At 37.5% G+C, this 25,527-nt stretch carries 24 protein-coding genes and 1 tRNA gene; 24 read left to right on the forward strand and 1 reads right to left on the reverse strand.

Annotation, left to right across the window (positions count from 1 at the left end; all coding sequences use genetic code 11):
• The first annotated feature begins 37 nt into the window (after positions 1-37).
• From iscU to ACNSN3_RS01525, 7 genes are all read left to right on the forward strand, one after another.
• Positions 38-421 carry a Fe-S cluster assembly scaffold IscU gene (gene iscU, locus ACNSN3_RS01495; protein WP_054202356.1) on the forward strand — a complete coding sequence of 128 codons (384 nt, stop codon included), beginning with the start codon at positions 38-40 and terminating at the stop codon, positions 419-421.
• Positions 422-430: 9 nt separating this feature from the next.
• Positions 431-754, forward strand: a complete 324-nt coding sequence (iscA, locus tag ACNSN3_RS01500) for an iron-sulfur cluster assembly protein IscA (RefSeq protein WP_008113924.1) — start codon at positions 431-433, stop codon at positions 752-754.
• Between the two features lie 86 nt (positions 755-840).
• A complete protein-coding gene (gene hscB, locus ACNSN3_RS01505; RefSeq protein WP_109875407.1) occupies positions 841-1,368 on the forward strand; it encodes a co-chaperone HscB in 528 nt (175 codons plus the stop codon).
• 42 nt (positions 1,369-1,410) lie between these two features.
• Positions 1,411-3,273 carry a Fe-S protein assembly chaperone HscA gene (gene hscA, locus ACNSN3_RS01510; RefSeq protein ID WP_418608284.1) on the forward strand — a complete coding sequence of 621 codons (1,863 nt, stop codon included), beginning with the start codon at positions 1,411-1,413 and terminating at the stop codon, positions 3,271-3,273.
• Positions 3,274-3,284: 11 nt separating this feature from the next.
• The gene (gene fdx / locus ACNSN3_RS01515; protein WP_008113929.1) at positions 3,285-3,623 is read left to right on the forward strand and encodes an ISC system 2Fe-2S type ferredoxin; all 339 of its coding nucleotides are present in this window, start codon (positions 3,285-3,287) and stop codon (positions 3,621-3,623) included.
• 240 nt (positions 3,624-3,863) lie between these two features.
• On the forward strand, positions 3,864-5,291 hold the full coding sequence (locus ACNSN3_RS01520) for an NAD-dependent succinate-semialdehyde dehydrogenase (RefSeq protein WP_418608286.1): 1,428 nt from the start codon (positions 3,864-3,866) through the stop codon (positions 5,289-5,291).
• 472 nt (positions 5,292-5,763) lie between these two features.
• Positions 5,764-7,305 carry a methyl-accepting chemotaxis protein gene (locus ACNSN3_RS01525; RefSeq protein ID WP_418608288.1) on the forward strand — a complete coding sequence of 514 codons (1,542 nt, stop codon included), beginning with the start codon at positions 5,764-5,766 and terminating at the stop codon, positions 7,303-7,305.
• Positions 7,306-7,636: 331 nt separating this feature from the next.
• On the opposite strand, the gene ACNSN3_RS01530 is transcribed toward ACNSN3_RS01525, so the two are convergent.
• Positions 7,637-7,712 (reverse strand) — tRNA-His (locus tag ACNSN3_RS01530).
• Between the two features lie 310 nt (positions 7,713-8,022).
• On the opposite strand from ACNSN3_RS01530, the gene ACNSN3_RS01535 reads away from it, so the two are divergent.
• The 17 genes from ACNSN3_RS01535 (at position 8,023) to ACNSN3_RS01615 (ending at position 25,526) form a co-directional block, all read left to right on the forward strand.
• The gene (locus ACNSN3_RS01535) at positions 8,023-8,841 is read left to right on the forward strand and encodes a mechanosensitive ion channel family protein (protein ID WP_010390598.1); all 819 of its coding nucleotides are present in this window, start codon (positions 8,023-8,025) and stop codon (positions 8,839-8,841) included.
• A 96-nt stretch (positions 8,842-8,937) separates the two neighbouring features.
• Positions 8,938-9,720, forward strand: a complete 783-nt coding sequence (locus tag ACNSN3_RS01540) for a DUF481 domain-containing protein (RefSeq protein ID WP_109875403.1) — start codon at positions 8,938-8,940, stop codon at positions 9,718-9,720.
• Between the two features lie 123 nt (positions 9,721-9,843).
• Positions 9,844-12,510 (forward strand): SLBB domain-containing protein, encoded by a 2,667-nt coding sequence (locus ACNSN3_RS01545; RefSeq protein WP_418608291.1) that lies wholly within the window; start codon positions 9,844-9,846, stop codon positions 12,508-12,510.
• 519 nt (positions 12,511-13,029) lie between these two features.
• A complete protein-coding gene (locus ACNSN3_RS01550) occupies positions 13,030-13,992 on the forward strand; it encodes a Wzz/FepE/Etk N-terminal domain-containing protein (RefSeq protein ID WP_418608293.1) in 963 nt (320 codons plus the stop codon).
• Between the two features lie 93 nt (positions 13,993-14,085).
• A complete protein-coding gene (gene rfbB / locus ACNSN3_RS01555; RefSeq protein ID WP_418608295.1) occupies positions 14,086-15,189 on the forward strand; it encodes a dTDP-glucose 4,6-dehydratase in 1,104 nt (367 codons plus the stop codon).
• A 1-nt stretch (position 15,190) separates the two neighbouring features.
• Positions 15,191-16,066, forward strand: a complete 876-nt coding sequence (rfbA, locus tag ACNSN3_RS01560; protein ID WP_418608297.1) for a glucose-1-phosphate thymidylyltransferase RfbA — start codon at positions 15,191-15,193, stop codon at positions 16,064-16,066.
• A 2-nt stretch (positions 16,067-16,068) separates the two neighbouring features.
• Positions 16,069-16,473, forward strand: coding sequence for a sugar 3,4-ketoisomerase (locus ACNSN3_RS01565; RefSeq protein ID WP_418608299.1), 405 nt, complete (start codon positions 16,069-16,071; stop codon positions 16,471-16,473).
• Complete coding sequence (locus ACNSN3_RS01570) at positions 16,470-16,715, forward strand: hypothetical protein (RefSeq protein WP_013464013.1); 246 nt, start codon at positions 16,470-16,472, stop codon at positions 16,713-16,715. Before ACNSN3_RS01565 ends, ACNSN3_RS01570 begins: the two co-directional genes overlap by 4 nt.
• On the forward strand, positions 16,708-18,042 hold the full coding sequence (locus ACNSN3_RS01575; RefSeq protein WP_418608301.1) for an AMP-binding protein: 1,335 nt from the start codon (positions 16,708-16,710) through the stop codon (positions 18,040-18,042). The genes ACNSN3_RS01570 and ACNSN3_RS01575 overlap by 8 nt, the downstream gene beginning before the upstream one ends.
• 1 nt (position 18,043) lies before the next feature.
• Positions 18,044-18,769: an SDR family NAD(P)-dependent oxidoreductase gene (locus ACNSN3_RS01580; protein ID WP_013464015.1), complete on the forward strand. Its 726-nt coding sequence runs from the start codon at positions 18,044-18,046 to the stop codon at positions 18,767-18,769.
• A 2-nt stretch (positions 18,770-18,771) separates the two neighbouring features.
• Positions 18,772-19,512: an N-acetyltransferase gene (locus ACNSN3_RS01585; RefSeq protein ID WP_013464016.1), complete on the forward strand. Its 741-nt coding sequence runs from the start codon at positions 18,772-18,774 to the stop codon at positions 19,510-19,512.
• Positions 19,513-19,531: 19 nt separating this feature from the next.
• Positions 19,532-20,635: a DegT/DnrJ/EryC1/StrS family aminotransferase gene (locus tag ACNSN3_RS01590; RefSeq protein ID WP_418609031.1), complete on the forward strand. Its 1,104-nt coding sequence runs from the start codon at positions 19,532-19,534 to the stop codon at positions 20,633-20,635.
• Positions 20,632-21,192 carry an acyltransferase gene (locus ACNSN3_RS01595; protein WP_418608304.1) on the forward strand — a complete coding sequence of 187 codons (561 nt, stop codon included), beginning with the start codon at positions 20,632-20,634 and terminating at the stop codon, positions 21,190-21,192. The genes ACNSN3_RS01590 and ACNSN3_RS01595 overlap by 4 nt, the downstream gene beginning before the upstream one ends.
• Complete coding sequence (locus tag ACNSN3_RS01600; protein ID WP_013464019.1) at positions 21,189-22,430, forward strand: O-antigen translocase; 1,242 nt, start codon at positions 21,189-21,191, stop codon at positions 22,428-22,430. Before ACNSN3_RS01595 ends, ACNSN3_RS01600 begins: the two co-directional genes overlap by 4 nt.
• 2 nt (positions 22,431-22,432) lie before the next feature.
• Positions 22,433-23,269: a glycosyltransferase gene (locus ACNSN3_RS01605; protein WP_418608306.1), complete on the forward strand. Its 837-nt coding sequence runs from the start codon at positions 22,433-22,435 to the stop codon at positions 23,267-23,269.
• Positions 23,270-23,305: 36 nt separating this feature from the next.
• Positions 23,306-24,385 carry a polysaccharide pyruvyl transferase family protein gene (locus ACNSN3_RS01610; RefSeq protein ID WP_418608308.1) on the forward strand — a complete coding sequence of 360 codons (1,080 nt, stop codon included), beginning with the start codon at positions 23,306-23,308 and terminating at the stop codon, positions 24,383-24,385.
• A 40-nt stretch (positions 24,386-24,425) separates the two neighbouring features.
• Positions 24,426-25,526 (forward strand): EpsG family protein, encoded by a 1,101-nt coding sequence (locus ACNSN3_RS01615; protein WP_418608310.1) that lies wholly within the window; start codon positions 24,426-24,428, stop codon positions 25,524-25,526.
• Position 25,527: the final 1 nt, after the last annotated feature.

Below are 25,527 nucleotides of genomic sequence, written 5' to 3' on the forward strand. Positions count from 1 at the left end.
GTGGAGCCCATACCTAGCAGGTAGTGAGGATAGAATTATGGCTTACAGTGATAAAGTAATCGACCACGTAGAAAACCCACGTAACGTAGGTGCTCTAGATAAAAACGATCCGTCAGTGGCAACGGGTATGGTAGGCGCACCAGCATGTGGTGACGTAATGAAACTGCAAATTAAAGTTTCAGCAGAAGGTGTGATTGAAGATGCAAAATTCAAAACGTACGGCTGTGGTAGTGCAATTGCTTCATCTTCACTGGTAACAGAGTGGGTTAAAGGCAAAACACTAGACGAAGCGTCTACTATCAAAAATACCGATATCAGCGCAGAGCTAGAATTACCACCAGTGAAAATTCACTGTTCAATTTTAGCAGAAGATGCAATTCAAGCAGCAATTGCAGATTACAAAAGCAAACATACAAACTAAGAGATATTCATGGCAGTGACATTGACAGATGCGGCAGCAAACCGCGTACAATCATTTTTAGCAAACCGTGGTAAAGGCATAGGCCTGCGAGTTGGCATTAAAACGACGGGCTGTTCAGGTCTTGCTTATGTATTAGAGTTTGTTGATGAGCTAAACGATGACGATGAAACATTTGCGGCCAAAGGCGTTACCTTAATTGTTGACGCTAAAAGCTTAGTTTATATCGACGGCACTGAGCTCGACTACACTAAAGAAGGCTTAAATGAAGGGTTTAAATTTAACAACCCTAATCAAGCTGATGAGTGTGGTTGTGGCGAAAGCTTTACCGTTTAAGCTCAAACTTGTTTTGGATACCTAAGCTACTTGGGTATAACTAAGCCCTGCCAATTAATGTAGGGCTTTGTCATTTGTGAGAAGTTATGCGTTATTTTGAGTTATTTGCAATTCCCGTTGACTACAATATTGATTTAGCAACGATTAACAAGCACTACTTAGAACTTCAACGTGCTGTTCACCCTGATCGCCATGCTAACGCTAGCAGTCGTGATAAATTAATGGCCGTACAAAGTACTGCCGAAATTAATGATGCACTGCAAACACTTAAGCATCCCGTTAAACGTGCAGAATATATGCTGAGCGAGCTAGGCGTAGATATTCGTGCTGAGCAGCAAACATTGCAAGATCCCATGTTTTTAATGCAGCAAATGGAGCTTCGCGAAGAACTTGAAGAGTTAGCGAGCGCAAGCGATCCTGATTCTGCTATTGATCATTTTGAAAAACAAATAAAGCAGCTTGATCAGCAATACAGTGCGCAATTGGCAGAGCAGTTAGCAAGTAACGATGCGCAGCAATATCAACAAGCAGCAGACAGTATCCGTAAGCTAAAGTTTGTTTATAAGTTACGTGACGAGCTTGAACGCATTGAAGATAGTTTATTTGACGATTAATTCACTTGCTGCAAAGCGAGCAACACGAGTTTAAAGAGCATTATGGCATTATTGCAAATTGCTGAGCCGGGGCAGAGCGCGGCACCACATGAACATAAACTAGCAATTGGTATTGATTTAGGTACCACAAACTCATTAGTGGCAACCGTACAAAGCGGCGAAGCTCGTACTATTACAGATGAGTCAGGCGAAGCAATGTTACCGTCTGTAGTGCGTTACCAAGCTGGTGGCATAACCGTAGGTGCAGACGCAATGCAAGCGGCTACACTCGATCCGGTTAATACACTTATTTCAGTTAAGCGCTTTTTAGGTAAAACCCAAGCCGAAATAGAACAAAGCTATGGCCAACTGCCTTATCAATTTTGCGATGATAACGGTGCACTTGCTATAGCAACTGAAGCCGGAAAAATCAGCCCAGTAAAAGCATCAAGTCATATTTTAGGTGCCTTAAAAGCACGTGCAGAACAAAGCTTTGGTAATCAAGATATTTTAGGCGCGGTTATCACCGTACCAGCCTATTTCGATGATGCACAGCGCCAAAGCACTAAAGATGCGGCTGAACTTGCCGGCATTAATGTACTGCGTTTATTAAACGAGCCAACCGCGGCTGCCGTTGCTTATGGCTTAGATTCAGGCCAAGAAGGCATAATTGCTGTTTATGACTTAGGTGGCGGAACATTTGATATTTCTATACTGCGCTTAAATAAAGGCGTGTTTGAAGTATTGGCCACTGGTGGCGATTCAAGCCTAGGCGGTGATGACTTTGACTCATTATTAGTTGACTACTTAAAACAAGAAACCGGCGTAACGGGCTTATCTCCTTCGGTATTACGTTTATTTATAAATAAAGCCAAAGCCTGTAAAGAAGCACTCAGCCAATACGAAAAAGTAAATGTTGGCCTTGAGTTTGACGATGAAAAATACATGGTTGAAGTAACGCGAGAGAAGTTTAACGAGCTGGCTATGCCACTGGTTAAAAAAACGCTCCGCTCATGTCGTCGTGCAGTAAAAGATGCCGGTATTGAAAACCAAGAAGTACTACAAGTGGTGATGGTTGGCGGTTCAACCCGCATGCCGTTGGTACGTACTCAAGTTGGCGAGTTTTTTGATAAACAACCACTCACTTCGATTGATCCTGATCGTGTTGTTGCACTGGGTGCAGCATTACAAGCTGACGTATTAATTGGTAACAAGCCAGATTCAGACATGTTATTGCTGGATGTGTTACCGTTGTCGCTAGGACTTGAGACCATGGGTGGTTTGGTTGAAAAAATCATTCCACGCAATACCACTATCCCAGTTGCACGTGCGCAAGAATTTACTACGTTTAAAGATGGTCAAACGGCTATGTCGTTGCATGTATTACAAGGTGAGCGTGAACTGGTTGACGATTGTCGATCGCTGGCAAAGTTCAGCTTAAAAGGTATTCCTCCTATGGCAGCGGGGGCGGCGCATATTCGCGTTACCTTTAAAGTAGACGCTGATGGTTTACTAAGCGTATCAGCCATGGAAAAATCAACCGGCGTTCAAGCTGAAATACAAGTAAAACCGTCGTTTGGTTTATCTGACGACCAGGTTGCTAATATGCTTAAAGAGTCGATGAGTAACGCTAAAGGCGACATGCAAGCGCGTATGCTTAAAGAGCAACAAGTTGAAGCGCTTCGAGTAATAGAAGCAATGGAAGCCTCTTTAGCTGCTGATGGCGATTTACTTGAGCCTGAGCAACTAGCGGCGCTAAAAGTGGAAATAAACGAACTTGCAAAAGTACGCGAGAGTGCACAAGATCCAAGCGAAATTAAAGCAGCCATTGAAAAAATGGACAATGCGAGTAGTGATTTTGCCGCGCTTAGAATGGATGCATCAATTAAAAAAGCCTTAACAGGCCAGTCAGTAGACAATATATAAGAGAGATTAGAATGCCACAAATTGTTTTTCTTCCCCATCCGGAGTTGTGTCCTGACGGTGCAGCAATAGAAGCGCCCGCTGGCGAAACGGTACTTGATATCGCGCTTAAAAATGGCATTAGCATTCCTCATGCCTGTGAAAAGTCATGTGCATGTACAACCTGTCACTTAGTGATCCGTGAAGGTTTTGATTCATTAGATGAAAGTGACGACCTAGAAGACGACATGCTAGATAAAGCATGGGGTTTAGAGCCTGAGTCACGTCTAGGTTGCCAAGCAATTATTAGAGATGAAGACTTAGTGGTTGAAATACCTAAGTACAATCTCAATATCGTTAATGAAGAACACTAGTTTTTAATTAACGACTATTATATTAAAAGCCGCTGTTTAACACCGCGGCTTTTTTGTTTGTATAAGTAGCAGCGGGTTTACCTCGCGTCTTTTTAAAGGTTACGAGCGACGGGCTTCGAGGCGCGAGTAAATTAAAAAACCTTGTAGCGTTAACCACAAGGCTTTTTAATATATCGAAGCCCGAAGCCCGAAGCCCGAAGCCCGAAGCTCGAGGCCCAAAACCCATTTCGGAGGTGTATTTTGAGTGATCTTATTTTTTCAGACTCGTTTATAAACGGTGAATTTTATAAAACCAGCACACGCTTTAGCGTTGATGATCCCGCCACCGAACAAAGTATTGTTGATGTAAGTGACATTGACGAGCAAGGTGTAAATATAGCTATTAATGCGGCAAAAGGCGCGTTTGTAAAATTAAAAGCAACCAATGCAACCGAGCGAAGTGAAACTCTGATGCGCTGGTATGAGTTGGTGATTAAACATAAACAAACGCTAGCTACACTTATGACCAAAGAGCAGGGTAAGCCGCTTAAAGAATCTCTCGGTGAAATAGATTATGGCGCCGGCTTTATTAAGTGGTTTGCTGAGCAAGCTAAGCGTAGCTATGGGGATGTGATCCCTGCAACCGACAATCAGCATCGCTTAACCAGTTATAAACAACCTATTGGCGTGGTTGCCGGTATAACACCATGGAACTTTCCTGTGGCTATGGTAACTCGAAAAGTAGCCCCTGCTTATGCTGCTGGCTGTAGTTTCATTTTAAAACCTTCTGAACATACACCACTATGTGCTATTGCTTTAGCGTATTTAGCTGATCAGGCTGGCTTTGTAAAAGGTGCATTTAATGTTTTGGTATCACAAAACGCTAAAGACGTTGGTAAAATGTTGACTGACTCAGAGGTGGTACGTAAGTTCACCTTTACTGGCTCTACCGGTGTAGGTAAGCAGTTACTATCACAGTGTGCACAGACAATTAAAAAAACATCAATGGAATTAGGTGGCAATGCGCCGTTCATTATTTTTGATAATGCCGATATTGATGACGCTATTGATGGCCTAATGGCGGCTAAATTTAGAAATAGTGGCCAAGCGTGTGTGGCGGCAAATCGTATCTTCATCCAGCGCAGTATATTAAATGAAGTGCTTGAAAAAATTACACCTAAAGTCGCTGCGCTCAACGTTGCAAACGGTTTTGATGAAAATGCCGATATAGGCCCGCTTATTTATCCCAAAGCAAAAGAGAAAGTGCAACAACTGATTAAAGACGCTCTCGATAAAGGCGCTACGCTAATTGGAGATAACAGTAATTTAGGTGGCAGCTTTCAAAACCCATTAATAGTTACTAATGTCACTACACAAATGGATATTTATCTCGAAGAAGTGTTTGGCCCTGTATTAACGGTGATCCCATTTGATGAAGAAAGCGAAGTCCTTGCACTTGCTAATGACGTCCCTTATGGATTAGCTGCGTATTTTTATAGCCAAAACATTAAACAAATCTATCGTATAAGCGAAGGGTTAGAGTTTGGCATGATAGGTGTAAATGAGGGGGTTATATCAAACCCTGTAGCACCGTTCGGTGGGGTAAAACAATCAGGTCTTGGAAGAGAGGGGGGTCACCAAGGTTTAGATGAATACCTAGAAGAAAAATACGTATGTATTAGAGTTTAACTCTATAAACTGTTCCGATGAGTTAACCGTTTAGCGTTTTAAGTTGCTTGAAATGGGTGTAAATGCTACCTTTTTAAAAAATGTTTAAGTAAACAAAAAGTAAAAAATTTCTATAAGTAGAAATACCCCCGTGTGTAAATGCCACCATTTTGGTGGCATTTTTTTGCCCTTTTTTAAGAAGAGGTTTTTGGATACTTCCTCCTTGTAGGTCTAAACTATTCTTAGTTAGATGCTATTCTGCTTATATCCTTTTTAAATGTAGGCTTTTATGAAAGAGTAATTCTTTTTAATTCGCGTGAATATTTGTAACTGCATGTTTTTAAATGTATATTTTTGGTGCGTGAATGAGTAGAATAAAGTTTCAGTAGTTTCAATATTATTAACATATAGTAAAAATGTATAATTGTGTTTTATACACTTATAAATTAACATTCCGCAAATTCATCCATTAAAAAATAATGAAGCACCCACTATGAGTAGAAGAAATCAAGCAACGGTAGACCAGGAAGTTTCGTTTGGCATTGACGAAGAGTTAGTTTCTACAACAGATTTACGAGGGGTTATCACCTATGCAAATGATAGCTTTTGTAAAGTTTCAGGGTATACCATTAATGAGTTAAAAGGGAAAAACCATAACATGGTTCGCCACCCAGACATGCCACCTGCGGCATTTGGTGATATGTGGTCTAATTTAAAAAGCGATACCGCATGGCGAGGAGCTGTAAAAAATAGATGTAAAGATGGGCGTTATTACTGGGTTGATGCATTTGTTACCCCTATTTACGAAAACGGTAAAAAAGTAGGTTATCAATCAGTCCGCCAACAACTCCTTCCAGAATATAAAAACCGCGCAGAAAAGCTTTACCAACGTTTAAACAACGGTCAATCAATTGTCCCTTTAAGTGAAAAATTAGCCGCATTTAAACTTCCTCTATTTATTGGCTGTGCAGCTTTAATTGCTTGGTTAACAAGTTATATGTTCTGGTTATGTTTACTGTTTGTTCCTCTGCCTTTTGTTATTTTTTATGAAGAGTTAATTCGTTCGCAAAGCAAAATCAAAAAAACCAAAGCAGGTCCAGATAGCGTATCTCGGCATATTTATTCTGGTAGCGACAGCCTCAGCTATAGTGATTTTCAGATTAAATTACTTGAGGGTAAAGTAACGACCATTGTTGGCCGTATTATTGATGGTACTTTAAGCCTGAGTAAAGGTGCTGACTCTCTTAAAACTTGTGCTGAAGCTGCGCAGGCCGGTGTTGAAAAAGAAGCGTCTGAATTACATCAAGTGTCGTCTGCCGTTGAGGAAATGGTGCATTCAATTGATGAAGTAGCAAAAAATACTTTAGTAACTAACCAACGAGTGCAACAAGCTCACCAAGACTGCGAAAGCGCAACGCAAGCGATGTCAGGCACCATGCGTGAAGTATCGTTACTCGCCAACGAGGTGGATAACTCGGCAAGTTCAGCGAGCGAGCTAGCAACAGAGGCTGAAAAAATTGGTGGCATAATGCAAGAGATACAAGGGATTGCCGATCAAACAAATTTACTTGCACTTAATGCGGCTATTGAGGCTGCGCGTGCCGGTGAACATGGCAGAGGATTCTCGGTTGTTGCTGATGAAGTGCGTGCGCTTTCAAGCAGAACGCATACCGCTACAGAGCAAATTCAAGTTTCTATATCTGAAATGCAGTCTACGTTACTCAACTGGTCAAAAACAATGGAAGCTGGAAAGAATGCGGCAGAGAGCTGTGTTAAAGAAACCCGCAATAGCCAAGATATCGTCTCAAAAGTATATGCTGCAATTACTGATATTTCTGATTTAGCAACGCAAATATCAACCGCTGCGGAAGAGCAAAGCATGGTATCGCAAGAAATTAGCCGTAATATTTCAAATATTAGTAGTGCGTCTTCAGAAAACTTAGCCCAAGCGCATAGTGTAGGTACAGAGTCTGATGCGATTGAAAAACACTCTAAAGCATTAGCGTCACTAGGTCTTTCTTTTAAAGTAGGTTAACAACTTAAGTAAGGGCAGCAAATACCCAAGTGTATGAGGCGCTGAGAATATAACATGTTCTCAGCGCGCCTAAAGCGTCAAATGCGGGCAGCGGGCTGTGTGGTGCGGGGAAAACCTGCTACTACTGGTATTATTTGTAATATTTATTTAGCAGTGACTTCATGTCGCATCAGGCTTTTATCAAAAGCACCAAATAACGATATAAATCAACGCTGGGGAAACCGGCGGCTACAGATAAGAGCGTATTTTTTTATTTTATGTTTGGCTTTATGAAAACTAGATATAACTAAAAAATTAACTTTGGAGATTACTGAGAGGACTTAGAAAATAGTGGGGCGATTGACGGGGCTCGAACCCGCGACAACCGGAATCACAATCCGGGGCTCTACCAACTGAGCTACAACCGCCACTACATACACCTTGTTTGGTGTGGCGCGCATAATACATAATATCCCTATGCTTGTGAAGCAAAAAATCAAAAAAAATTAAACTTATTATAAGTATTCTAAATTTAAGCTTATTGGCAACGGGCAACGGGCAACGGGCAACGGGCAACGGGCAACGGGCAACGGGCAACGGGCAACGGGCCTAAAAACTCCACAACCGCGGCTCAACCCCCTAACCCCTTAGTAAAACGTTGTTGCAAACACCTATTAAAGATTTACAATACTACAAACAATACCGCTAAACTGCTTAATAACACTATCAGGAGTTAATATGGATTCAATACTCAATTGGCTGAATGAAAATTCAGGCTTAATTTTACACTATGGTATTCAAGCAGTTATAGCGCTTGTTATATTTTTACTCGGTGGCCGAATTGCCAAGTTTTGTGCAAATTTAACCGCTAAAGCATTCGACAAGAAGAAAGTAGATGTAGCGGTTTCATCGTTTGTATCTAGTATTGTGTATGCCATTGTATTTGCAGCCACTATTTTAATGGCGCTGTCACAAATCGGTATCGAAACCACGTCATTCATTGCGATTTTAGGTGCTGCAGGTTTAGCGGTTGGCTTAGCACTGCAAGGGTCGTTATCTAACTTTGCATCTGGTGTGCTAATTATTTTACTACGCCCATTTAAATCTGGTGACTACGTTGAAGCCGGCGGTAAAGCTGGTACGATTAAAAAAATCGAAATATTTTCAACAGAAATGCGCACTCCTGATAACAAAGTTATTGTAATGCCTAATTCAAAAATAATGTCAGATGCGATCATTAACTACTCGCGCGAAGCAACGCGTCGCGTTGATCTTGTGATTGGTGTTGGCTACGACGCCGATTTACGTAAAGCAAAAGAAGTACTTAAATCAGTACTAGATAACGAATCACGCATTTTAAAAGATCCTGCATACAACGTATCGGTTTCTGAACTTGCCGATTCAAGCGTTAACTTTATCGTACGCCCTTGGGTTAACTCAGAAGATTACTGGCCAACATACTGGTCGTTAATGGAAAACATTAAAATAGCGTTAGACGACGCCGATATTACTATTCCATTTCCACAAATGGATGTGCATTTGCACAAGCAAGACTAATTTTTTAAAAAGTTATTAAGGTAATGCTCACGTTAGGTTTGCTAACGTGCGCGCTGCTTTAAAGAGCATGAATATTTTTTACAGGGTTATTTTTTAATGAAACTTAAGCTTTTATCAATTTTAGTAGCAGCCTCAGCTACAACCAGTGCATTTGCATCAGAAGAAGAACAAAAAACCTGGGAAGTAACCAGTGAAGTGGGTGCTATTATTACCAGCGGTAATACAGAAACAACGACCTTAAAAGGCGGTATTAAAGTATTGCATAACTTAGAAAGTTGGAATAACGAGTATAAGTTAGACGGCATCTACAAAGAAGATGAAGTAGAAAACGACGACGGTACAAAAGAAAAACAGCGTACTAACGAAAAGTACTCTATTTCAGCGCAGGGTAATTACAAATTAAACGAAAAGCACGCTCATTTATTTATTTATGGGTCGCACGTATCAGACTACTTTGGTGCATACCGAAGTGAATCAGTTATCTCAGCTGGTTATGGTTTACGTTTATTAAACGAGTCAAACATGAAGCTAAACGCTGAAATTGGTCCGGGTTATAAGTATTTTAAATATCCAGATATTAGCGAAGAGGTTGATGAAAACGGCAACTCATTAGCGGGTGAATACGAAGGCGAAGTGATTGCCTTAGGTAAAGTAGATTTTAGCTGGAGAATTTCAGACAACGCGCGTTTTACTCAGTTAGTATCGGTGGAATACGGTGATACCAATACTAAAACTCGCTCAGAAACCGCTCTTCTGACTAAAATTAATGGCTCACTACAAATGAAAGTGGCCTACAATATAACCAACAACTCAGACGTGGCTGATGACAAAGAAGCAACTGATACAGAGACCTCATTAACACTTGTTTACAGCTTTTAACATCAAGTAGTAAATAAATTGTAATAAAACTATGAAAGGGGCTAAAGTCCCTTTTTTATTTGCTCATAAATAATGTATGATACCCACCAATTTTTGGTTGTAGACCTAGGGAAATACCTACTCGTGAACGTTATTAAATATTTATTAAGTGCTTTTGTACTTATATGTAGCTTTAGCACATTAGCATTTGCGCCAACAGCCGCTCAACTAGAGCAGTTTCAAAAATTACCTAAGTCACAACAACAGGCTCTGGCAAAGCAGTATGGCGTGGATATTTCAAGCCTTGAAGGTGCTGGTAGCACTAATGGCAAAAATAACGAACAAGACAAGCCCACAGTAGGTGAGCGTAATGCCACCGACGAACGAGCTTTTACAGATGAAGAGCGATTCAAGCCAGAAGATAAATCAGTAAAGCCATTCGGTTATGACCTATTTGCAGGCGAACCAACCACATTTATGCCTAATGAAAGCGCTCCCGTTCCTGATACGTACTTAGTAGGGCGTGGCGATCAACTATTAATTAACTTTTACGGTAAAGAAAGTGAAAGCTTTGAAGTGATTGTTGACCGTGAAGGCCGCATTAATATTCCCGATTTAAGCCCTGTACAAGTAGCGGGTTTAACCTTTGCTGAAGTTAAAGAACTAATTAAAGTAAAAGTAGAGCAAGAAGTTATTGGTGTTAAAGCGTTTGTATCGCTTGGCAAACTTCGTAGTATTCGTATTTTGGTTTTAGGTGAAGCATACAAGCCAGGCAGCTATAGCGTATCATCACTAACGACAGTGTCACATGCATTATTTATTAGCGGTGGCGTATCGGATATTGCTTCACTACGTAATATCCAAGTAAAGCGTGGTGGTAAACTTGTTTCTAATTTTGACCTATACGATTTACTTATTCGTGGTGATAGCAGCAACGATATTATTTTAAAGCCTGGCGATGTGGTATTTATACCGTCGGTTGGAGAGCAAGTAACCGTTGATGGTTTAGTAAAGCGCCCTGCTATTTTTGAGCTTAAAAAAGGTGAAACGGCAGAACATTTATTAAAAATGGCCGGCGGTATTAAACCTAATGCTTATGCCAAAAGTGTGATTGTTGAGCGCTTTAATAATCAACACAAAGAAGTGCTTTCAGTAGACTTTAGTAAAAAGCAGGTTAACTACACTCCACAAGATGGCGATCGTATTCGTTTTAGCGCTATTGGCGAACAATACCAAACTTCAATTAGTTTAATTGGTGCAGCAGTTCGACCGGGTAATTATCAGTGGTACAAGGGTAAACGCATTTCAGATATTTTAGGCTCTGTGCGTGGTGATTTATTACCACAGGCCGATTTAGATTATGCATTAGTAGTGCGTGAAATCAACGTAAATGGTGATATTGAAATTCATCAGTTCGATTTAGCAAAAGCCATTACAAAAAATACTGAGAACAACTTACAACTCAACCCTAACGATAAAATTATTGTATTTAGCCGTTTTGAAGAAAAAGCTTTAGAAGATATAGCGCTTGCAAATTTAGCGTTAACTAAAGAGCAGCAAGAACAGCAACGCAAAGCAGAGCTATGGCATGAATACCAACAAAAAGAGTTTGAAAAATACGTTGGTGTAATAACTGAAGAGTCAGAGCCAGAAGAAGAAAATCCAAATTTAAGTATGGCTCAAATGCTTGAGAAAAAGCTAAAAGAGCAAGAAGAGGATGCTAAAAGCTTTGCACTATTTAGCCGACATAATTTACTTAAGCCTGTAATTGCTAAGTTAGAGCAGCAGGCCAGTGTAATGCAGGCTATGCAGATTGTTGAAATTACTGGCAGTGTAATGTACCCAGGTATTTACCCGTTAATGGAAGGTGGTGAAGTAAAAGACTTAATTACTGCCGCCGGCGGCTTGTTAGAGTCGGCTTTTACGCAACAAGCAGAAGTAACAAGAATTGCCACTAATGATGTATCAAATATTGAGCATATTAAATTTGACCTAAAAAGCGCCATGCAAGGTAAAACAGCATCTAATATTTCATTACAGAGTAAAGACAGCGTAAATATATTTGCTATACCAAACTGGCAAGAAAACCTAAAAGTAGAGCTTAAAGGTGAGCTTAAATTTCCTGGTACTTACACAATTCGCCGTGGCGAAACTCTAAGTAACTTATTGGAGCGCGCTGGAGGTTTTTCTGAGTTTGCAGCAACCAATGCAGCTGTATTTACTCGTAAATCAATTAAAAAACAAGAGCAACAACAGCTATCGCGTTTATCTACCGAGCTTCGCCGTGATATAGCATCTAAAAGTTTTCAAAGTTCAGTAAGTAGTAACACACTTACTTACGATGAAATGAATAAGCTACTAAAGGATCTTGCTAACGTAGATGCGGTTGGACGATTAGTTATAGATTTACCGCTTATTGTCAACAACCAGCAAAACCTAATATTACAAGATGGCGATGTACTTTATGTACCAAGTGAGCGTGACTCAATTAGCGTAATAGGTGAAGTTAACTACTCTACATCGCACCTATATAAGGCAGGCGTAAGCGTAGACGAATACATAGATCTAAGCGGTGGCTTAAAAGAGCGCGCTGCTGATGACCGTATTTACATTATAAAAGCCAACGGCTCAGTAAAAATACCAAATACCGGCAACTGGTTTGCAGTTAATAACTCAAACCAACTTGAACCAGGAGACACTATTGTTGTCCCACTAGATGCCGGCCATATGGATAAGCTAACGCTTTGGAGCACCGCAACACAAATTCTATATCAACTAGGTGTAGCAGTAGCAGCTATAAGCGGTATTTAATATAATGTAGTGCGGGTTTATCCCGCAGCTGCTCTAAGGCTCGAGATTTTAGGAACTAGGTTTTAGGCTGAGATTAAACCAAACACAGTATTTGGATTTAAAGAAGTCGGGCTTTATGCCGCGCAAATGTAGCAGCGACTTTATCTCGCGTTAAAAACAATAGTTACATTCACAAAGAGGTTAAGAGAGCGCTCCGCTTAAGAGGGAGACATAAATAAAATGGGTATGCTTTCTCATTTTCTCTCATTCACTTCTCTTTGTGCATATTATTTTAAAGAGTGGCTTTATGTCGCGTAAATGTAGCAGCAGGTTTGGTGTTACGAGGGACGAGTTAAAGTTCCTAAAACAATAACTTGACCTAATGTTCTCGTTATTCAATTTTTGATAGCTGATAGCTGATAGCTGATAGCTGATAGCTGATAGCTGATAGCTGATAGCTGATAGCTGATAGCTGATAGCTGATAGCTGATAGCTGATAGCTGATAGCTGATAGCTGATAGCTGAACTTATGAGATTTAAATGGAAAACAACTCAAACAATCTAAATCAGGCAAATACATCTTTGCAAAACAACATTGCTGATGACGAAATAGATCTACGCGAACTATTTACCGCTATTTGGCAAGGTAAGTGGATCATTATCGCTATAACCACCTTATTTGCTGTGGCATCTGTTTTTTATGCCATAAATCAGCCTAATATTTATAAGTCTGAGGCGTTACTTGCCCCTGCTGAGCAAGATAAAGCCGGTGGTTTAGGTGCATTAGCTGGCCAGTTTGGTGGCCTAGCAAGTTTAGCTGGGGTTAACTTAGGTTCAGGTGGCGGGGTTGATAAAACGCAAATGGCGCTTGAGGTACTAAAGTCTCGCAAATTTACCAGCGAATTTATTAAAAAACATAATATTTTACCCGATTTAATGGCGGCTAAATCATGGAATCAAGAAACTAATGCGATCATCTACAATCCAGAAGTTTATAATAAGGTTGAAAATAAATGGGTTCGAGAAGTCAAGCCCTCTTTAAATCCTGAGCCCTCAATGCAAGAGGCTTATAATAAATTTAAAGACATAGTATCCACGAGTGTTGATAAAGAAATAGGCATGGTAACTATTTCAGTCGAGCATCTATCACCTTTTGTTGCGCAACAATGGGTAAATTGGTTGGTTGCAGACTTAAACCAAGTAATGAAAGCTCGCGATGTAGAAGAGGCAAATAATAGTACTGATTTTTTAACTAAACAAATTAAACAAACTAAAATAGCGGATATACGCGCTGTTTTATATAAATTAGTAGAAGAGCAAGCAAAAACTATTATGTTTGCCAATGTACGTGATGAATATGTATTTAAAACAATTGATCCTGCGATAGTACCAGAGCAAAAGTTTAAACCGAAGCGAGCTTTAATTTGCATTTTTGGTGTTTTGGCTGGAGGAATGTTAAGCGTATTGTTGGTTCTAGTTAGGTATTATATAAAAAAAGGTTAATGTAACACTTTTTACAGATGCTTAATTATTTGCACCATGCACTATTATTTGTGCCATTACAGTTAAATTTAATTACTAGTTCAAGGATAAATTGTGAGAATCATTGTTACTGGCGGCGCAGGGTTTATTGGCTCCGCGCTAATACGCAATATAATTGAAAATACAAACGATTCAGTTATTAACCTAGATAAACTTACTTATGCAGGTAATTTAGAATCACTTAAATCCATAGATAACAATGAACGCTATACTTTTGAACAGGTTGATATTTGTAACCGTGAAGAATTAAATCGTATTTTTAAAAAGTATCAGCCTAACGCTGTTATGCACTTAGCTGCTGAGAGTCATGTTGATCGCTCAATTACAGGACCTGCGGAATTTATTCAAACTAATATTGTGGGTACGTATAACCTATTAGAAGCGGCTCGTGAATATTGGAATACGTTGGATTTAGATGCCAAACAGGCTTTCCGGTTTCATCATATATCTACCGATGAAGTATATGGTGATTTACCTCATCCAGATGAGCAAGGTGAAAATACTACAGGTAAAGAGCTTCCATTGTTTACTGAGCAAACAGCTTATGCACCGAGTAGCCCATATTCCGCGAGCAAAGCGTCAAGCGATCATTTAGTTCGTGCGTGGTTACGTACTTATGGCTTCCCGACCATAATTACAAACTGCTCAAATAATTATGGCCCTTATCACTTCCCTGAAAAGCTAATTCCGTTAGTTATTCTTAATGCATTAGAAGGCAAAAAACTGCCAATATATGGTAAAGGCGACCAAATTCGTGATTGGCTTTATGTAGAAGATCATGCACGTGCACTATATAAAGTAGTAACAGAAGGTAAAGTTGGCGAAACATACAATATTGGCGGACATAACGAGAAGCAAAATATTGAAGTAGTAAAAACCATTTGCAGTATTCTAAATGAGTTGGTACCAAAAAAGTCGAGTTATGCCGAGCAAATAACATTTGTTAATGATAGACCAGGGCACGATCGCCGATACGCTATAGATGCATCAAAGATGAGTGAAGAGCTTAACTGGCAGCCTGTTGAAACTTTCGAAACAGGGCTTCGCAAAACGGTTCAGTGGTATTTAGATAACCAAACATGGTGTAAAAACGTGCAAGATGGTTCATACAAGCGCGAGCGCTTAGGTGAACTAAACACACGAGTAGAAGGAGAGTAGTATGAAAGGGATTATCCTCGCGGGCGGCTCGGGCACTCGTCTTTACCCTATTACAATGGGGGTATCAAAGCAGTTATTACCAATTTATGATAAACCAATGATTTATTATCCGTTGTCAGTATTAATGTTAGCGGGCATTCGCGAGGTGCTTATTATTACTACCCCAGAAGATAGCGACTCATTTAAGCGTTTATTGGGAGATGGATCACAGTTTGGAATTGAGCTTAATTATACATCACAACCAAGGCCTGATGGCTTGGCACAAGCTTTTATTTTAGGCGAAGAATTTATAGGTTCAGATGATGTCTGCCTGATACTAGGTGATAATATTTTTTATGGACAAGGCTTTACACCTAAGTTAAAGCACGCTGTTAAAAATGCTAAAAACGGCCAAGGCGCTACTGTTTTTGGCTACCAAGTAAAAGACCCTGAGCGTTTTGGCGTAGTGGAGTTTGATGAAAATCAAAAAGCAATTTCGATTGAAGAAAAGCCAAGCAATCCAAAGTCACACTTTGCTGTAACAGGATTATATTTCTATGATAACTCAGTAGTTGAAATGGCCAAACAAGTCCAACCATCGCACCGTGGTGAACTTGAAATTACCTGCCTTAATGAAATGTATTTAAAGCAGCGTAATCTGAATGTAGAAATGCTAGGCCGTGGTTTTGCTTGGTTAGATACAGGTACTCACGAAAGCTTGCTTGAGGCTGCGCAATTTGTTGAAACAATTGAAAAACGACAAGGTTATAAAATAGCATGCTTAGAAGAAATAGCCTTTAATAATGGCTGGTTATCAAAGCAACAAATTAAAAACCTAGCTCAGCCATTTATAAAAAATAGCTATGGCCAATATTTATTAGAAATTATTAAGGGTTAATAGTGAGTTTAATCAAATTAATTGATTTTCCTTCTTTAGGTGACGAGCGTGGCTCATTAGTTGCTATTGAAGGTAATAAAAACATTCCCTTTGATATTAAAAGAGTGTACTACATTTTTGGTACTCAACAGGGTGTTGCTAGAGGCTTTCATGCGCATAAACAATTAAAACAAGTCGCTGTTTGTATTGCGGGTAGATGCCTTATTACTCTTGATAATGGGTTCAAAAAAGAAGAGGTTTATTTGGATTCTCCATTTAAAGGCCTTTTGATAGGGGATATGGTCTGGCGTGAAATGCATGACTTTAGTGATGATTGCGTTTTATTGGTGTTGGCAAGTGAGCAGTATGATGAATCAGATTATATTCGAGATTATGACGATTTTTTAAAACAAAAAGGTGAATTATGAGAGCGGTTATACTAGAAAAATTTAATGAAGCATTAGAGCAAACAGATAAAGAAAAAACATATACTGATATAAAAGATGACCAAGTTTTACTTGAAACAGAACTCGATTCATTAGGCTTTGCTATTTTAGTTGCATTACTGGAAGAAGAGTTAGATATTGACCCATTCCAGATAATGGATGAGCCGGTATACCCAAGAACTTTTGGTGAATTTGTTGCAATTTATGAGCGAGCAAATGGCTAGCAAGCTTTTAGAGTATATAAATTTAATACCTTCAGATAGATGTTTTTTAAAAACTGGCGAGAAGTTAGTTACTTATAAGCAGCTAGATAAACTTACATCAGATTTTGTTGGCAAATACAGTTATTTGAAAGGCAAAAATTGCGCGCTGATTGCTTACGATAGATTTTCGCTAGCTTTATATTTGCCAGCTGTTGATTATTTAGCTGGTAGTGTTTTTTTACAGGCGAATGATTTAGATGATTCGGTCGTTAATAGTTTTTATAAAAAAGCTGAAATCGAATTCATAATCACTATAAGTAAACACAATCAAATTGATATTAAAACCATTAACTCTCCAAAAAGTGGCTATGCTGCTAATGGATGGCTTTTAGCTACCTCCGGAACTACAGGGACGCCCAAGTTAGTATCTTACTCATTAGGTAAGCTAATCAGTACGGCTCAAAAAAATATAAAGCGTGGGGCTGATTACAATTGGGGACTATGCTACGACTTAAACAGATTTGCAGGTTTGCAAGTTTATTTGCAAGTTGTAGTAGCTGGTTCAACGCTGACTATTAGTGAAAACGACCACTCTGTTCACGATATGGTTAACATTTTTAGCTTAAATAAGGTAAACGCAATATCTGCTACACCTTCTTTTTGGCAAAAAGTCTTAATGTCTGAAAATAGTTTACAGTTACAATTAAACAAGATTACTTTAGGCGGGGAAATAAGTAGCCAAAGTATACTTGACGCACTTGCTTATCAATATAAAGGGGCAACTATAACGCATATATACGCCTCTACTGAGGCAGGTGTCGGTTTTGCGGTTAAAGATAAACAAGCAGGCTTTCCTGTTAATTACCTTGATAATGACAATAGCTTGGATATTAGTCTTAAAATAGTAGAAAAAGAATTGTGGGTTAAAAGTACACGTTCTAATAATCAGCTTTTAGCAGGTGATGTAGAAATCGACGATCAAGGCTATGTCAATACCGGTGATCTTGTAGAGTGTATTAAAGATAGAGTTGTTTTTTTAGGCAGAAGTAGTGGAGCCATCAATATTGGTGGTAATAAAGTAATGCCTGAAAAAATTGAAGCTGTGTTAAATAAAATTGAAAGTGTTAATTATTCCAGAGTATTTGGTAAATCTAATTCAATGCTTGGCGCTATTGTATGTGCGGAAATTGTTTTAACAACAGCCGGAAAAAGCTTAGATGCAAAAGAAGTGAAAAAGACAATCATAAAACAGTGTAAAAATGAATTAGATACGCATGAGGTACCCGTATTGCTGAAATTTGTTGATTCAATTGCAATTAATTCAACGGGTAAGTTAATAAGGTTTTAGTATGAAAAAAATAGTTATAGTTACAGGTGCAGGTAAAGGCTTAGGGTTAGCTCTATGCCACCAACTACTAAATAGCAACTATAAAGTAATTGCTGTAAGTAGAACACTAACTGAAGAGATTAAAAAGTTAGTTGAGAGCTATTCGGATGACTTTTGTTTTTATAAATACGATTTCTCGGATACTGCTAATATTTCTAAGCTTGTAAAGGAAATAACTAGTGCTCATGGCCGCCCGTATGGATTAATAAATAATGCCGCAATAGGTAATGATGGTGTTTTAGCTACAATGCATGAAAGTGATATATCCCAAATCATTAAAGTTAATATAGAAGCACCTATTTTATTTACTAAATATGTTTCACGTTCAATGTTGTTAAACAGAGATGGAAGAATTATAAATGTAGGTTCAATTATTGGGTCTACAGGTTTTAATGGCTTAAGTGTATATGGGGCCACAAAATCTGCGCTAGGTGGGTTTACTAAGTCGCTCGCGCGCGAGCTTGGTAAAGCTAATATAACTGTTAATACTTTAGCCCCAGGTTATATGGAAACAAATATGACTGGTGACCTTAAAGGCGAGAAGTTAGATAAAATAAAAAGAAGAAGCTGTATAGGAAGATTAGCAAGTGTCGATGATGCGGCAGCTGCAGCGTTGTATTTACTTTCTCCTAATGCTGCAGGTGTAACTGGAACAACTTTAACGGTAGATGCAGGTAGTACGGCGTAATTATGATACATCAAACAGCAATCATCTCTTCAAATGCAAAAATTGGGCATAATGTTACTATTGGAGCTTTTTGTATAATACATGATAACGTGGAGTTAGCAGATAACTGCGTTGTTGGAAGTTACAGTGAATTGGGTTTAATAACTCCTTTGGCGAATGTAAATCAGCTCATTATTGGCGAAGGAAGCATTATACGCAGCCATTCTGTAATTTATAATGGTTCAATCATTGGAGAAGGGTTTTCAACTGGTCACCATGTCACTGTTCGCGAAAATAGTTTAATTGGAAAAAATGTACAATTAGGATCACGAGGTGATATTCAAGGTGATTGCTGTATAGGTGACTACACGAAAATGCATGCCGATGTCCATGTTGGCAAATTTTCAAATATAGGTAGTTATGTGTGGCTATTTCCTGAAGTACTTTTAACTAATGATCCAACTCCACCAAGTGAAAACTTGCAAGGTGTTACAATTGGTGACTTTGCAGTTTTAGCTGCTAAAGTGCTTGTTCTTCCTGGTGTTAAAATACAAAAAGATGCTGTTATTGCAGCAGCTTCAGTTGTTAAAACTGACGTCCCAGAAGGGAAGTTATTTTCAGGTAATCCTGGGAAGGTTGTTTGTAATGCAAGTATTTTAAGGTGCGCAGATAACCCTAAGATAAAGGCTTATCCTTGGAGAAAACGATTTCATCGTGGATATAGCGAAGATGATATTCAACAATGGTTGAGTGAAAGTAAATAATTATGGTAGCCGAAAAAATATGATTCCGTTTTTAGATTTAAAAGCAATTAATACGCAGTATCAACAAGAACTTAAAGATGCTTGTTCACGAGTTATTGATTCTGGTTGGTATATCATGGGTAAGGAATTAGAAGCTTTTGAAGCCGAGTTTGCAGAATATTGCGGAACAAAGTTTGCTATAGGTGTTGCTAACGGGTTAGATGCGCTTACATTAACACTGAGAGCATGGAAAGAGCTAGGTAAACTAAAAGCTGGCGATGAAGTAATCGTGCCAGCAAATACTTACATAGCTAGTATTTTAGCGATTACAGAAAATGGTTTAGTACCTGTATTTGTTGAGCCTAATAACGACACGTACAACCTATGCCCTAAAATTGTAAGGTCAGCCATTACGGATAAAACAAAAGCTATATTACCAGTTCATTTATATGGCTTGATTTCACCTATGCCTGAATTAATGGCTATTGCTGATGAGTATGAATTATTAGTATTAGAGGATTGTGCACAATCTCATGGTGCGCAAATAAATGGTAAAAAATGCGGTAATTGGGGGCATGCTGCAGGTTTTAGTTTTTACCCTGGAAAAAACCTAGGTGCATTAGGCGATGCTGGAGCCGTAACAACAAATGATCTAGAATTAGCTAATACATTAAGAGCACTTCGTAATTATGGCTCCCATAAAAAATATGAAAATTTATATAAAGGTGTAAATAGCAGGCTTGATGAAATTCAAGCTGCTATGTTGAGTGTTAAACTTAAATATTTAGATAAAGATACTGAAGTTAGGCAAAAAATTGCCAAACGCTACCTTAATGAGATAAGTAACCCGCATATTTCATTGCCTTCTAATCATGAAGAAATGTCTCATGTATGGCATTTGTTTGTCGTTAGAAGTAGATATCGTAATCAATTGCGTGATTATATGCTTGCAAATGATGTTGCCACTCTTGTCCATTACCCGATACCTCCACATAAACAGGCTGCTTATACTGAGTTTGCAGCCCAAGATTTAGCTATTACTAGCTCAATCCATAATGAAGTCATTTCATTACCTATAGATCCAACTCTTTCTAATGATAATGTTTCAGCTGTTATAAAGATTATCAATGAGTTCAAAGTGTGAAGTATCTTCTAAAAAAATCAGTGAAGTACGTATTTCAAAAGTTACGTGTATTTTTTTATACTTTAATTTCAGATAGAAAAGTTAATATTAATCGTTGCCAGCCTGTTATTGCCTCAGGGGCTGGCGTATTTAGTATTCATAAGTCTGTTAAGTTTGGTGTAAAAACCTCCCCTAGTTTTTATAATTCTTATTCGTATATAGAAGCAAGAAAAAAAAGCAGTAAAATAGAGATAGGGGAAGGCACCGTTTTTAATAATAATGCTTCTATTATTGCTGATGTAGGAAGTATTACTATTGGGAATAAATGTATTATTGGCACTAACTTTCATGTAATAAATTCCGATTTTCATGCAATAAATAGGCATGAAAGTTGTGAGATTAAAGTCTCAGATGTAAAAATAGGTGATAATGTATTTATAGGTAATAATGTTTCAGTTCTCAAGGGCGTTTATATCCCATCTGATAGCGTTGTTGCTAACGGTTCAGTAGTCACTAAACCTATTAATGAAAAAGCTATTATTGGCGGTAATCCAGCTAAAGTATTAAAGCTATTATGAATTTAATAAAAACGTCAATGTTATCGGGTGTCGCAACAGTTATTCGAATAGCAACAGGATTGTTAGTAACTAAAATTGTAGCATTTGTAGCAGGTCCAGCTGGTGTTGCTTTAATAGGGCAGCTTCAAAATATAGTTAATTTATTAATGCTGTTTGCTGGCGACTTTTTAAAAACAGCGATAACAAAGTTTACTGCCCAATATCATGATGATTCAGGTAAAACAAATGAAATCTGGTCAGCATCTTTATTTATTATTTGTAGTTTAAATATACTTTGGTTTATAGCTGTTTTTACCTTTAGCGAGCAGATAGCTAACTATTTTTTGTCTGATTCTGGTTACGGTTATTTATTTAAAATCTTTTCTATTAGTCTACCATTTTATATTTTAAATAGTTTTTTGATGTCAGTATTAAACGGGCGGAGATTAATTAAGCAATTTATACTTTTAAATATATGTACAAGTATTATTTCATTGTTGTTAGTTGCGCTATTTAGCTATTTTGGCGGCATGAAGTGGACTTTAATATCTTATGTTACAAACCAATCGATTGTTTTTTTTATAACCTTCTACATTATTCGAAAAGAACAGTGGTGTGTGCTAAAAAACTTCAAAAGTAAAGTTAAAGTAGAGGCTTTAACTAAATTAATGTCGTTTGCTCTAATAACTTTTACTTCTATTTTGGTGTCTAATAGTTCCTTAATGTTTATACGTACGCATTTAATCGAAACGTTATCAGATGTTGATGCGGGGAACTGGCAAGCAATGTGGAGCTTATCACAAGTTGCACTTTCATTAATAACAACGAGCTTGTCAACTTATCTACTTCCTCAGCTTTCATCTAACTTGGAATCCAATGCTGTAAAGCGTGAAATATACGCTGCTTTAAGATTGATACTTCCCTTAACTATAATGATAAGTGCAGGTATATATTTATTGAAAGATTTTATTATTTTGATCTTATATACAAATGCGTTTATGGCAATGAAAGTTCTATTTTTGCCGCAACTAATTGGTTGTTGTATTAAGGTTTGTGGTTGGTTATTTGGGTATGTTTTAGTTGCAAAAGGTTTGGTAAAACTGATTGTTATTTCAGAAGTAATATTTGCTATCAGTTGGTGTGTTTTAACTATTTTACTTACTCCTGAGTTTGGGGTTATAGGTGCTGCTTATGCATTTGTAATAAACTCACTCTTACACACAGTTACAATGTTTTTAATTTTTAAATTTAAGGTTTGATTTTGACTCCCAGTGCTTGCATAGCTATATCTACATATAATAGTGGAAATTACATTAAAGACACTATTAACTCTTGTCTAGCGCAAACTTATAGTAATACTAAAGTTATTGTAATAGATGACTGCTCTACGGATTCCACAGTATCTTTATTAAAGGACTATGGCGATAAGATACACTTAATTGAGCTGGAAAAAAATCAGGGTATTACAAAGAATATAAACCTTGCAGTTGAAAATGCCGAGAGTGATTTTATTATATTTTTAGGCCACGATGACATTTTACCTCCAGCTCATGTTGAGCTAATGATTTCTGAGTTTATAGAAGATGATATTGTAGCTGTGCATTGTAATAGCCTCATAATAGATTCAGAGGGAAAGGAAATGTCTTTCTCTAGAAATGATGAATTGCAAAAGAAAAAAAGCGCGAATGCATTGTTTGAGTTAGCTAAAAGTAATTTTATCCAAAGTTGCGGCATGATGCATAGGGTTAGTGCATTTAAACAGGCTAAGGGTTGGGATGAGCGTTTTAAGTTTTATGGTGAGTGGCTCTATTACATAAAGGTTTTAGGTATTGGAAGGATAAAGTATACAAGCTTGACTTACTCATATTATAGGCGGCATGAAACTAACATCAGTAAATCTCTTCGTAGTAAATCGCTAATGAAAAGTTTTACTTCATATTGTAAAGAATGTAGGCGATTAGCTTTTGCTAGTGGGGAGTTTACTGTATTTCAAAAGTTAAATTATATAGCGCATATTTTTTATATTAACTTCATTGATGCTATACCAATGAGTTTTAAAAGATATGTAAAAAGAATGTTGAGCTGCATGAAGCTGTAAGCTCCTGCTAAATTTAATTAATGAAGGTGAGTTTTTTTGAAAAAAAGAATATTAACAATAAACGAATGTTATTCTGACAATATTGGTGACCGCGCGATATCGTTGAGCCTAAACAATATACTAAATGAGTTGGGTTATAATGCTATAACAAACGTTGATTATACTCGCACAAAAGCTGCGACTCCATCTAGTAAAGTAAGTACAAAAAACAAGACTAGCTTTTTTAGCAATTACCTTATCTTGTTACTCAGCTTCTTGGGAGTTAAAAAGATATTCATAACTGCAAAGTGGTTTATAAGTAACTTTCGTAGAATTAAAAAGTCATGCAATAGTGACTTTTCAAGCAGTGTTATTGGTGGTGGTCAATTAATTTTAGATAATGAAAACTTTCCAATTTCTTTTTATTTATGGTGTTATTTTTTGAGTAAAAGGAATATAAAAATACATGTTTTCGGAGTGGGGGTGGGTGATAAGTTTGGTTTCTTATCCTCTGCTTTGTTTAAAAGCGCATTAAAAAAATGTAGCTCAGTTACTGTTAGAGACAAGCGTTCGCAAAAAAACTTAAAAGAAAACTTTAGTATTGACGCTCAGCTAGGATTTGATGTTGCTTATAATTATGACTTTGATACAAAAGTTGACATTAAAAGTACTAATGAGAAAGCTGTCGTAGGGATTACTGATTTTGAAGTTTATAACTTATATAAAAATGAGGCTAGTAACCCAGAATTAACCATTGATGAGTATTTTTCTTTGTGGCACAAGTTAATAACAAGTGAGGGGTTTTCATCTATTTGTTTAATGGCTACAACAAATAAAGATTTGATATTAACTAAAAATTTCTATAAGTATTTGCGAAGTAGACAACTCGATTTTGAGGTTGAGTTTGTAGACGAGCTTCTTTCAGTAAAAGAGTACTTTAAAAAATTAACTGAGGCTGATACCGTCTTGTCAGGAAGAATGCATTCTCTTATTTTAGGTGAAGTTGCTGGCTGCAATATAAGAACTTTTGAAATTTCGAATAAACTAAAATCCTATGAAGAGCAGCGCTCTGTAAGCGGTTCAATTCAAGATAGACGGCAGAAAACACTAGGCTTAATGAAAAAAAATCTTATCTAATGATTTTGATAGCTGTTTGTATTTAGGGAATTTCATTTTTATGATCTGGTTTTTTGTTAGTCTGCAGATTTTTTTAGGTCAAATAGTTATAAGGAAGTTTTTTGTTTCTGCCTTGTTATTATTATTGACTACTCTTTCTGCGTTTCGCTATTACGTGGGCTCTGACTTTACCAATTATGTCATACTATTCGACACGGCTAAGGTAGGTAACTTCGTACCTGTAGAGCCCTCTTTTTCCCTTCTATCAGAGTTGTTGGGTTCTCTAGGGTTTAATTTTCAAGCAATTATTGTTTTATATTCAGTACTAACAATGCTATTTATATTCATGGGGTTAAGAGGGATTTCAAAAAGGCATAGCTTCTTATCGATAACCCTTTTATTTGTATATTTAACTTTTTATTTCCCAAGTATGAGCATAATGAGGCAAGCTTTAGCTGCCGCAATTGTTTTTTGGGCCACAATTACGTTTCTCTATAAAAATAAATATTTTACTTATTTTTTGTTTGTTCTGTTGGCCAGCTTTTTTCACTTCAGTGCGATTTTATTTTTATTTTCCTATCTACTAAAGGCTGTTAAATTTTCAAGAGTGATATATCTACTCTGCATATTTATAGCACTTCTTTTGGGAGCTACAGTTTTTCGGGATATATTGCTTAATGTAATGAATGTTATTGGTTTTTCTTATAAAAATCATCTTAATCACGAAGATGGCGGCACCGTTTCGTTAGTATTTATAATAAATACCTTCATTTTGTGTTCTATGTTTATTTTTATAATTAGAAATGGTGTTTCAAATTTTAATTTAAACTCTAGGTTCTTGGTCAATATAATCTTTTTCCTGATTATTGTTAGGATGCTTTCATTAGAGTTTGTTGTATTTAATAGAGTTGGATCGATCTACACGGTTTTCTTACCTTTATTTATTTATGAGTTCGTCTATCGAAAGTTAAAAAATGACTCTCGTCTGATTTTTATGATTTTCTTGATAGGTTTATTTTTTATGAACGATTTTTTCAGGCAAGCTAAAGATTATTCTTATTACCAATATTCGATAAACTTTTGTCTCATCGGAGAACCTTGTCCTATTCAATTATTTGGAGAACAAGATCCAAGATTCATTCGAAATAATGAAGAATGGTAAT

Origin of the sequence: Pseudoalteromonas sp. US3C1004, from assembly GCF_048401065.1 — a bacterium.
Taxonomy (GTDB): domain Bacteria; phylum Pseudomonadota; class Gammaproteobacteria; order Enterobacterales; family Alteromonadaceae; genus Pseudoalteromonas; species Pseudoalteromonas undina.

Excerpts from the sequence above, each read along its gene's own strand:
- iscU (WP_054202356.1), top strand. The coding sequence starts at position 38 with ATGGCTTACAGTGATAAAGTAATCGACCACGTAGAAAACCCACGTAAC.
- iscA (WP_008113924.1), top strand. The coding sequence starts at position 431 with ATGGCAGTGACATTGACAGATGCGGCAGCAAACCGCGTACAATCATTT.
- hscB (WP_109875407.1), top strand. The coding sequence starts at position 841 with ATGCGTTATTTTGAGTTATTTGCAATTCCCGTTGACTACAATATTGAT.
- hscA (WP_418608284.1), top strand. The coding sequence starts at position 1,411 with ATGGCATTATTGCAAATTGCTGAGCCGGGGCAGAGCGCGGCACCACAT.
- fdx (WP_008113929.1), top strand. The coding sequence starts at position 3,285 with ATGCCACAAATTGTTTTTCTTCCCCATCCGGAGTTGTGTCCTGACGGT.
- ACNSN3_RS01525 (WP_418608288.1), top strand. The coding sequence starts at position 5,764 with ATGAGTAGAAGAAATCAAGCAACGGTAGACCAGGAAGTTTCGTTTGGC.
- ACNSN3_RS01535 (WP_010390598.1), top strand. The coding sequence starts at position 8,023 with ATGGATTCAATACTCAATTGGCTGAATGAAAATTCAGGCTTAATTTTA.
- ACNSN3_RS01540 (WP_109875403.1), top strand. The coding sequence starts at position 8,938 with ATGAAACTTAAGCTTTTATCAATTTTAGTAGCAGCCTCAGCTACAACC.
- ACNSN3_RS01550 (WP_418608293.1), top strand. The coding sequence starts at position 13,030 with ATGGAAAACAACTCAAACAATCTAAATCAGGCAAATACATCTTTGCAA.
- rfbA (WP_418608297.1), top strand. The coding sequence starts at position 15,191 with ATGAAAGGGATTATCCTCGCGGGCGGCTCGGGCACTCGTCTTTACCCT.
- ACNSN3_RS01570 (WP_013464013.1), top strand. The coding sequence starts at position 16,470 with ATGAGAGCGGTTATACTAGAAAAATTTAATGAAGCATTAGAGCAAACA.
- ACNSN3_RS01575 (WP_418608301.1), top strand. The coding sequence starts at position 16,708 with ATGGCTAGCAAGCTTTTAGAGTATATAAATTTAATACCTTCAGATAGA.
- ACNSN3_RS01580 (WP_013464015.1), top strand. The coding sequence starts at position 18,044 with ATGAAAAAAATAGTTATAGTTACAGGTGCAGGTAAAGGCTTAGGGTTA.
- ACNSN3_RS01585 (WP_013464016.1), top strand. The coding sequence starts at position 18,772 with ATGATACATCAAACAGCAATCATCTCTTCAAATGCAAAAATTGGGCAT.
- ACNSN3_RS01590 (WP_418609031.1), top strand. The coding sequence starts at position 19,532 with ATGATTCCGTTTTTAGATTTAAAAGCAATTAATACGCAGTATCAACAA.
- ACNSN3_RS01600 (WP_013464019.1), top strand. The coding sequence starts at position 21,189 with ATGAATTTAATAAAAACGTCAATGTTATCGGGTGTCGCAACAGTTATT.
- ACNSN3_RS01615 (WP_418608310.1), top strand. The coding sequence starts at position 24,426 with ATGATCTGGTTTTTTGTTAGTCTGCAGATTTTTTTAGGTCAAATAGTT.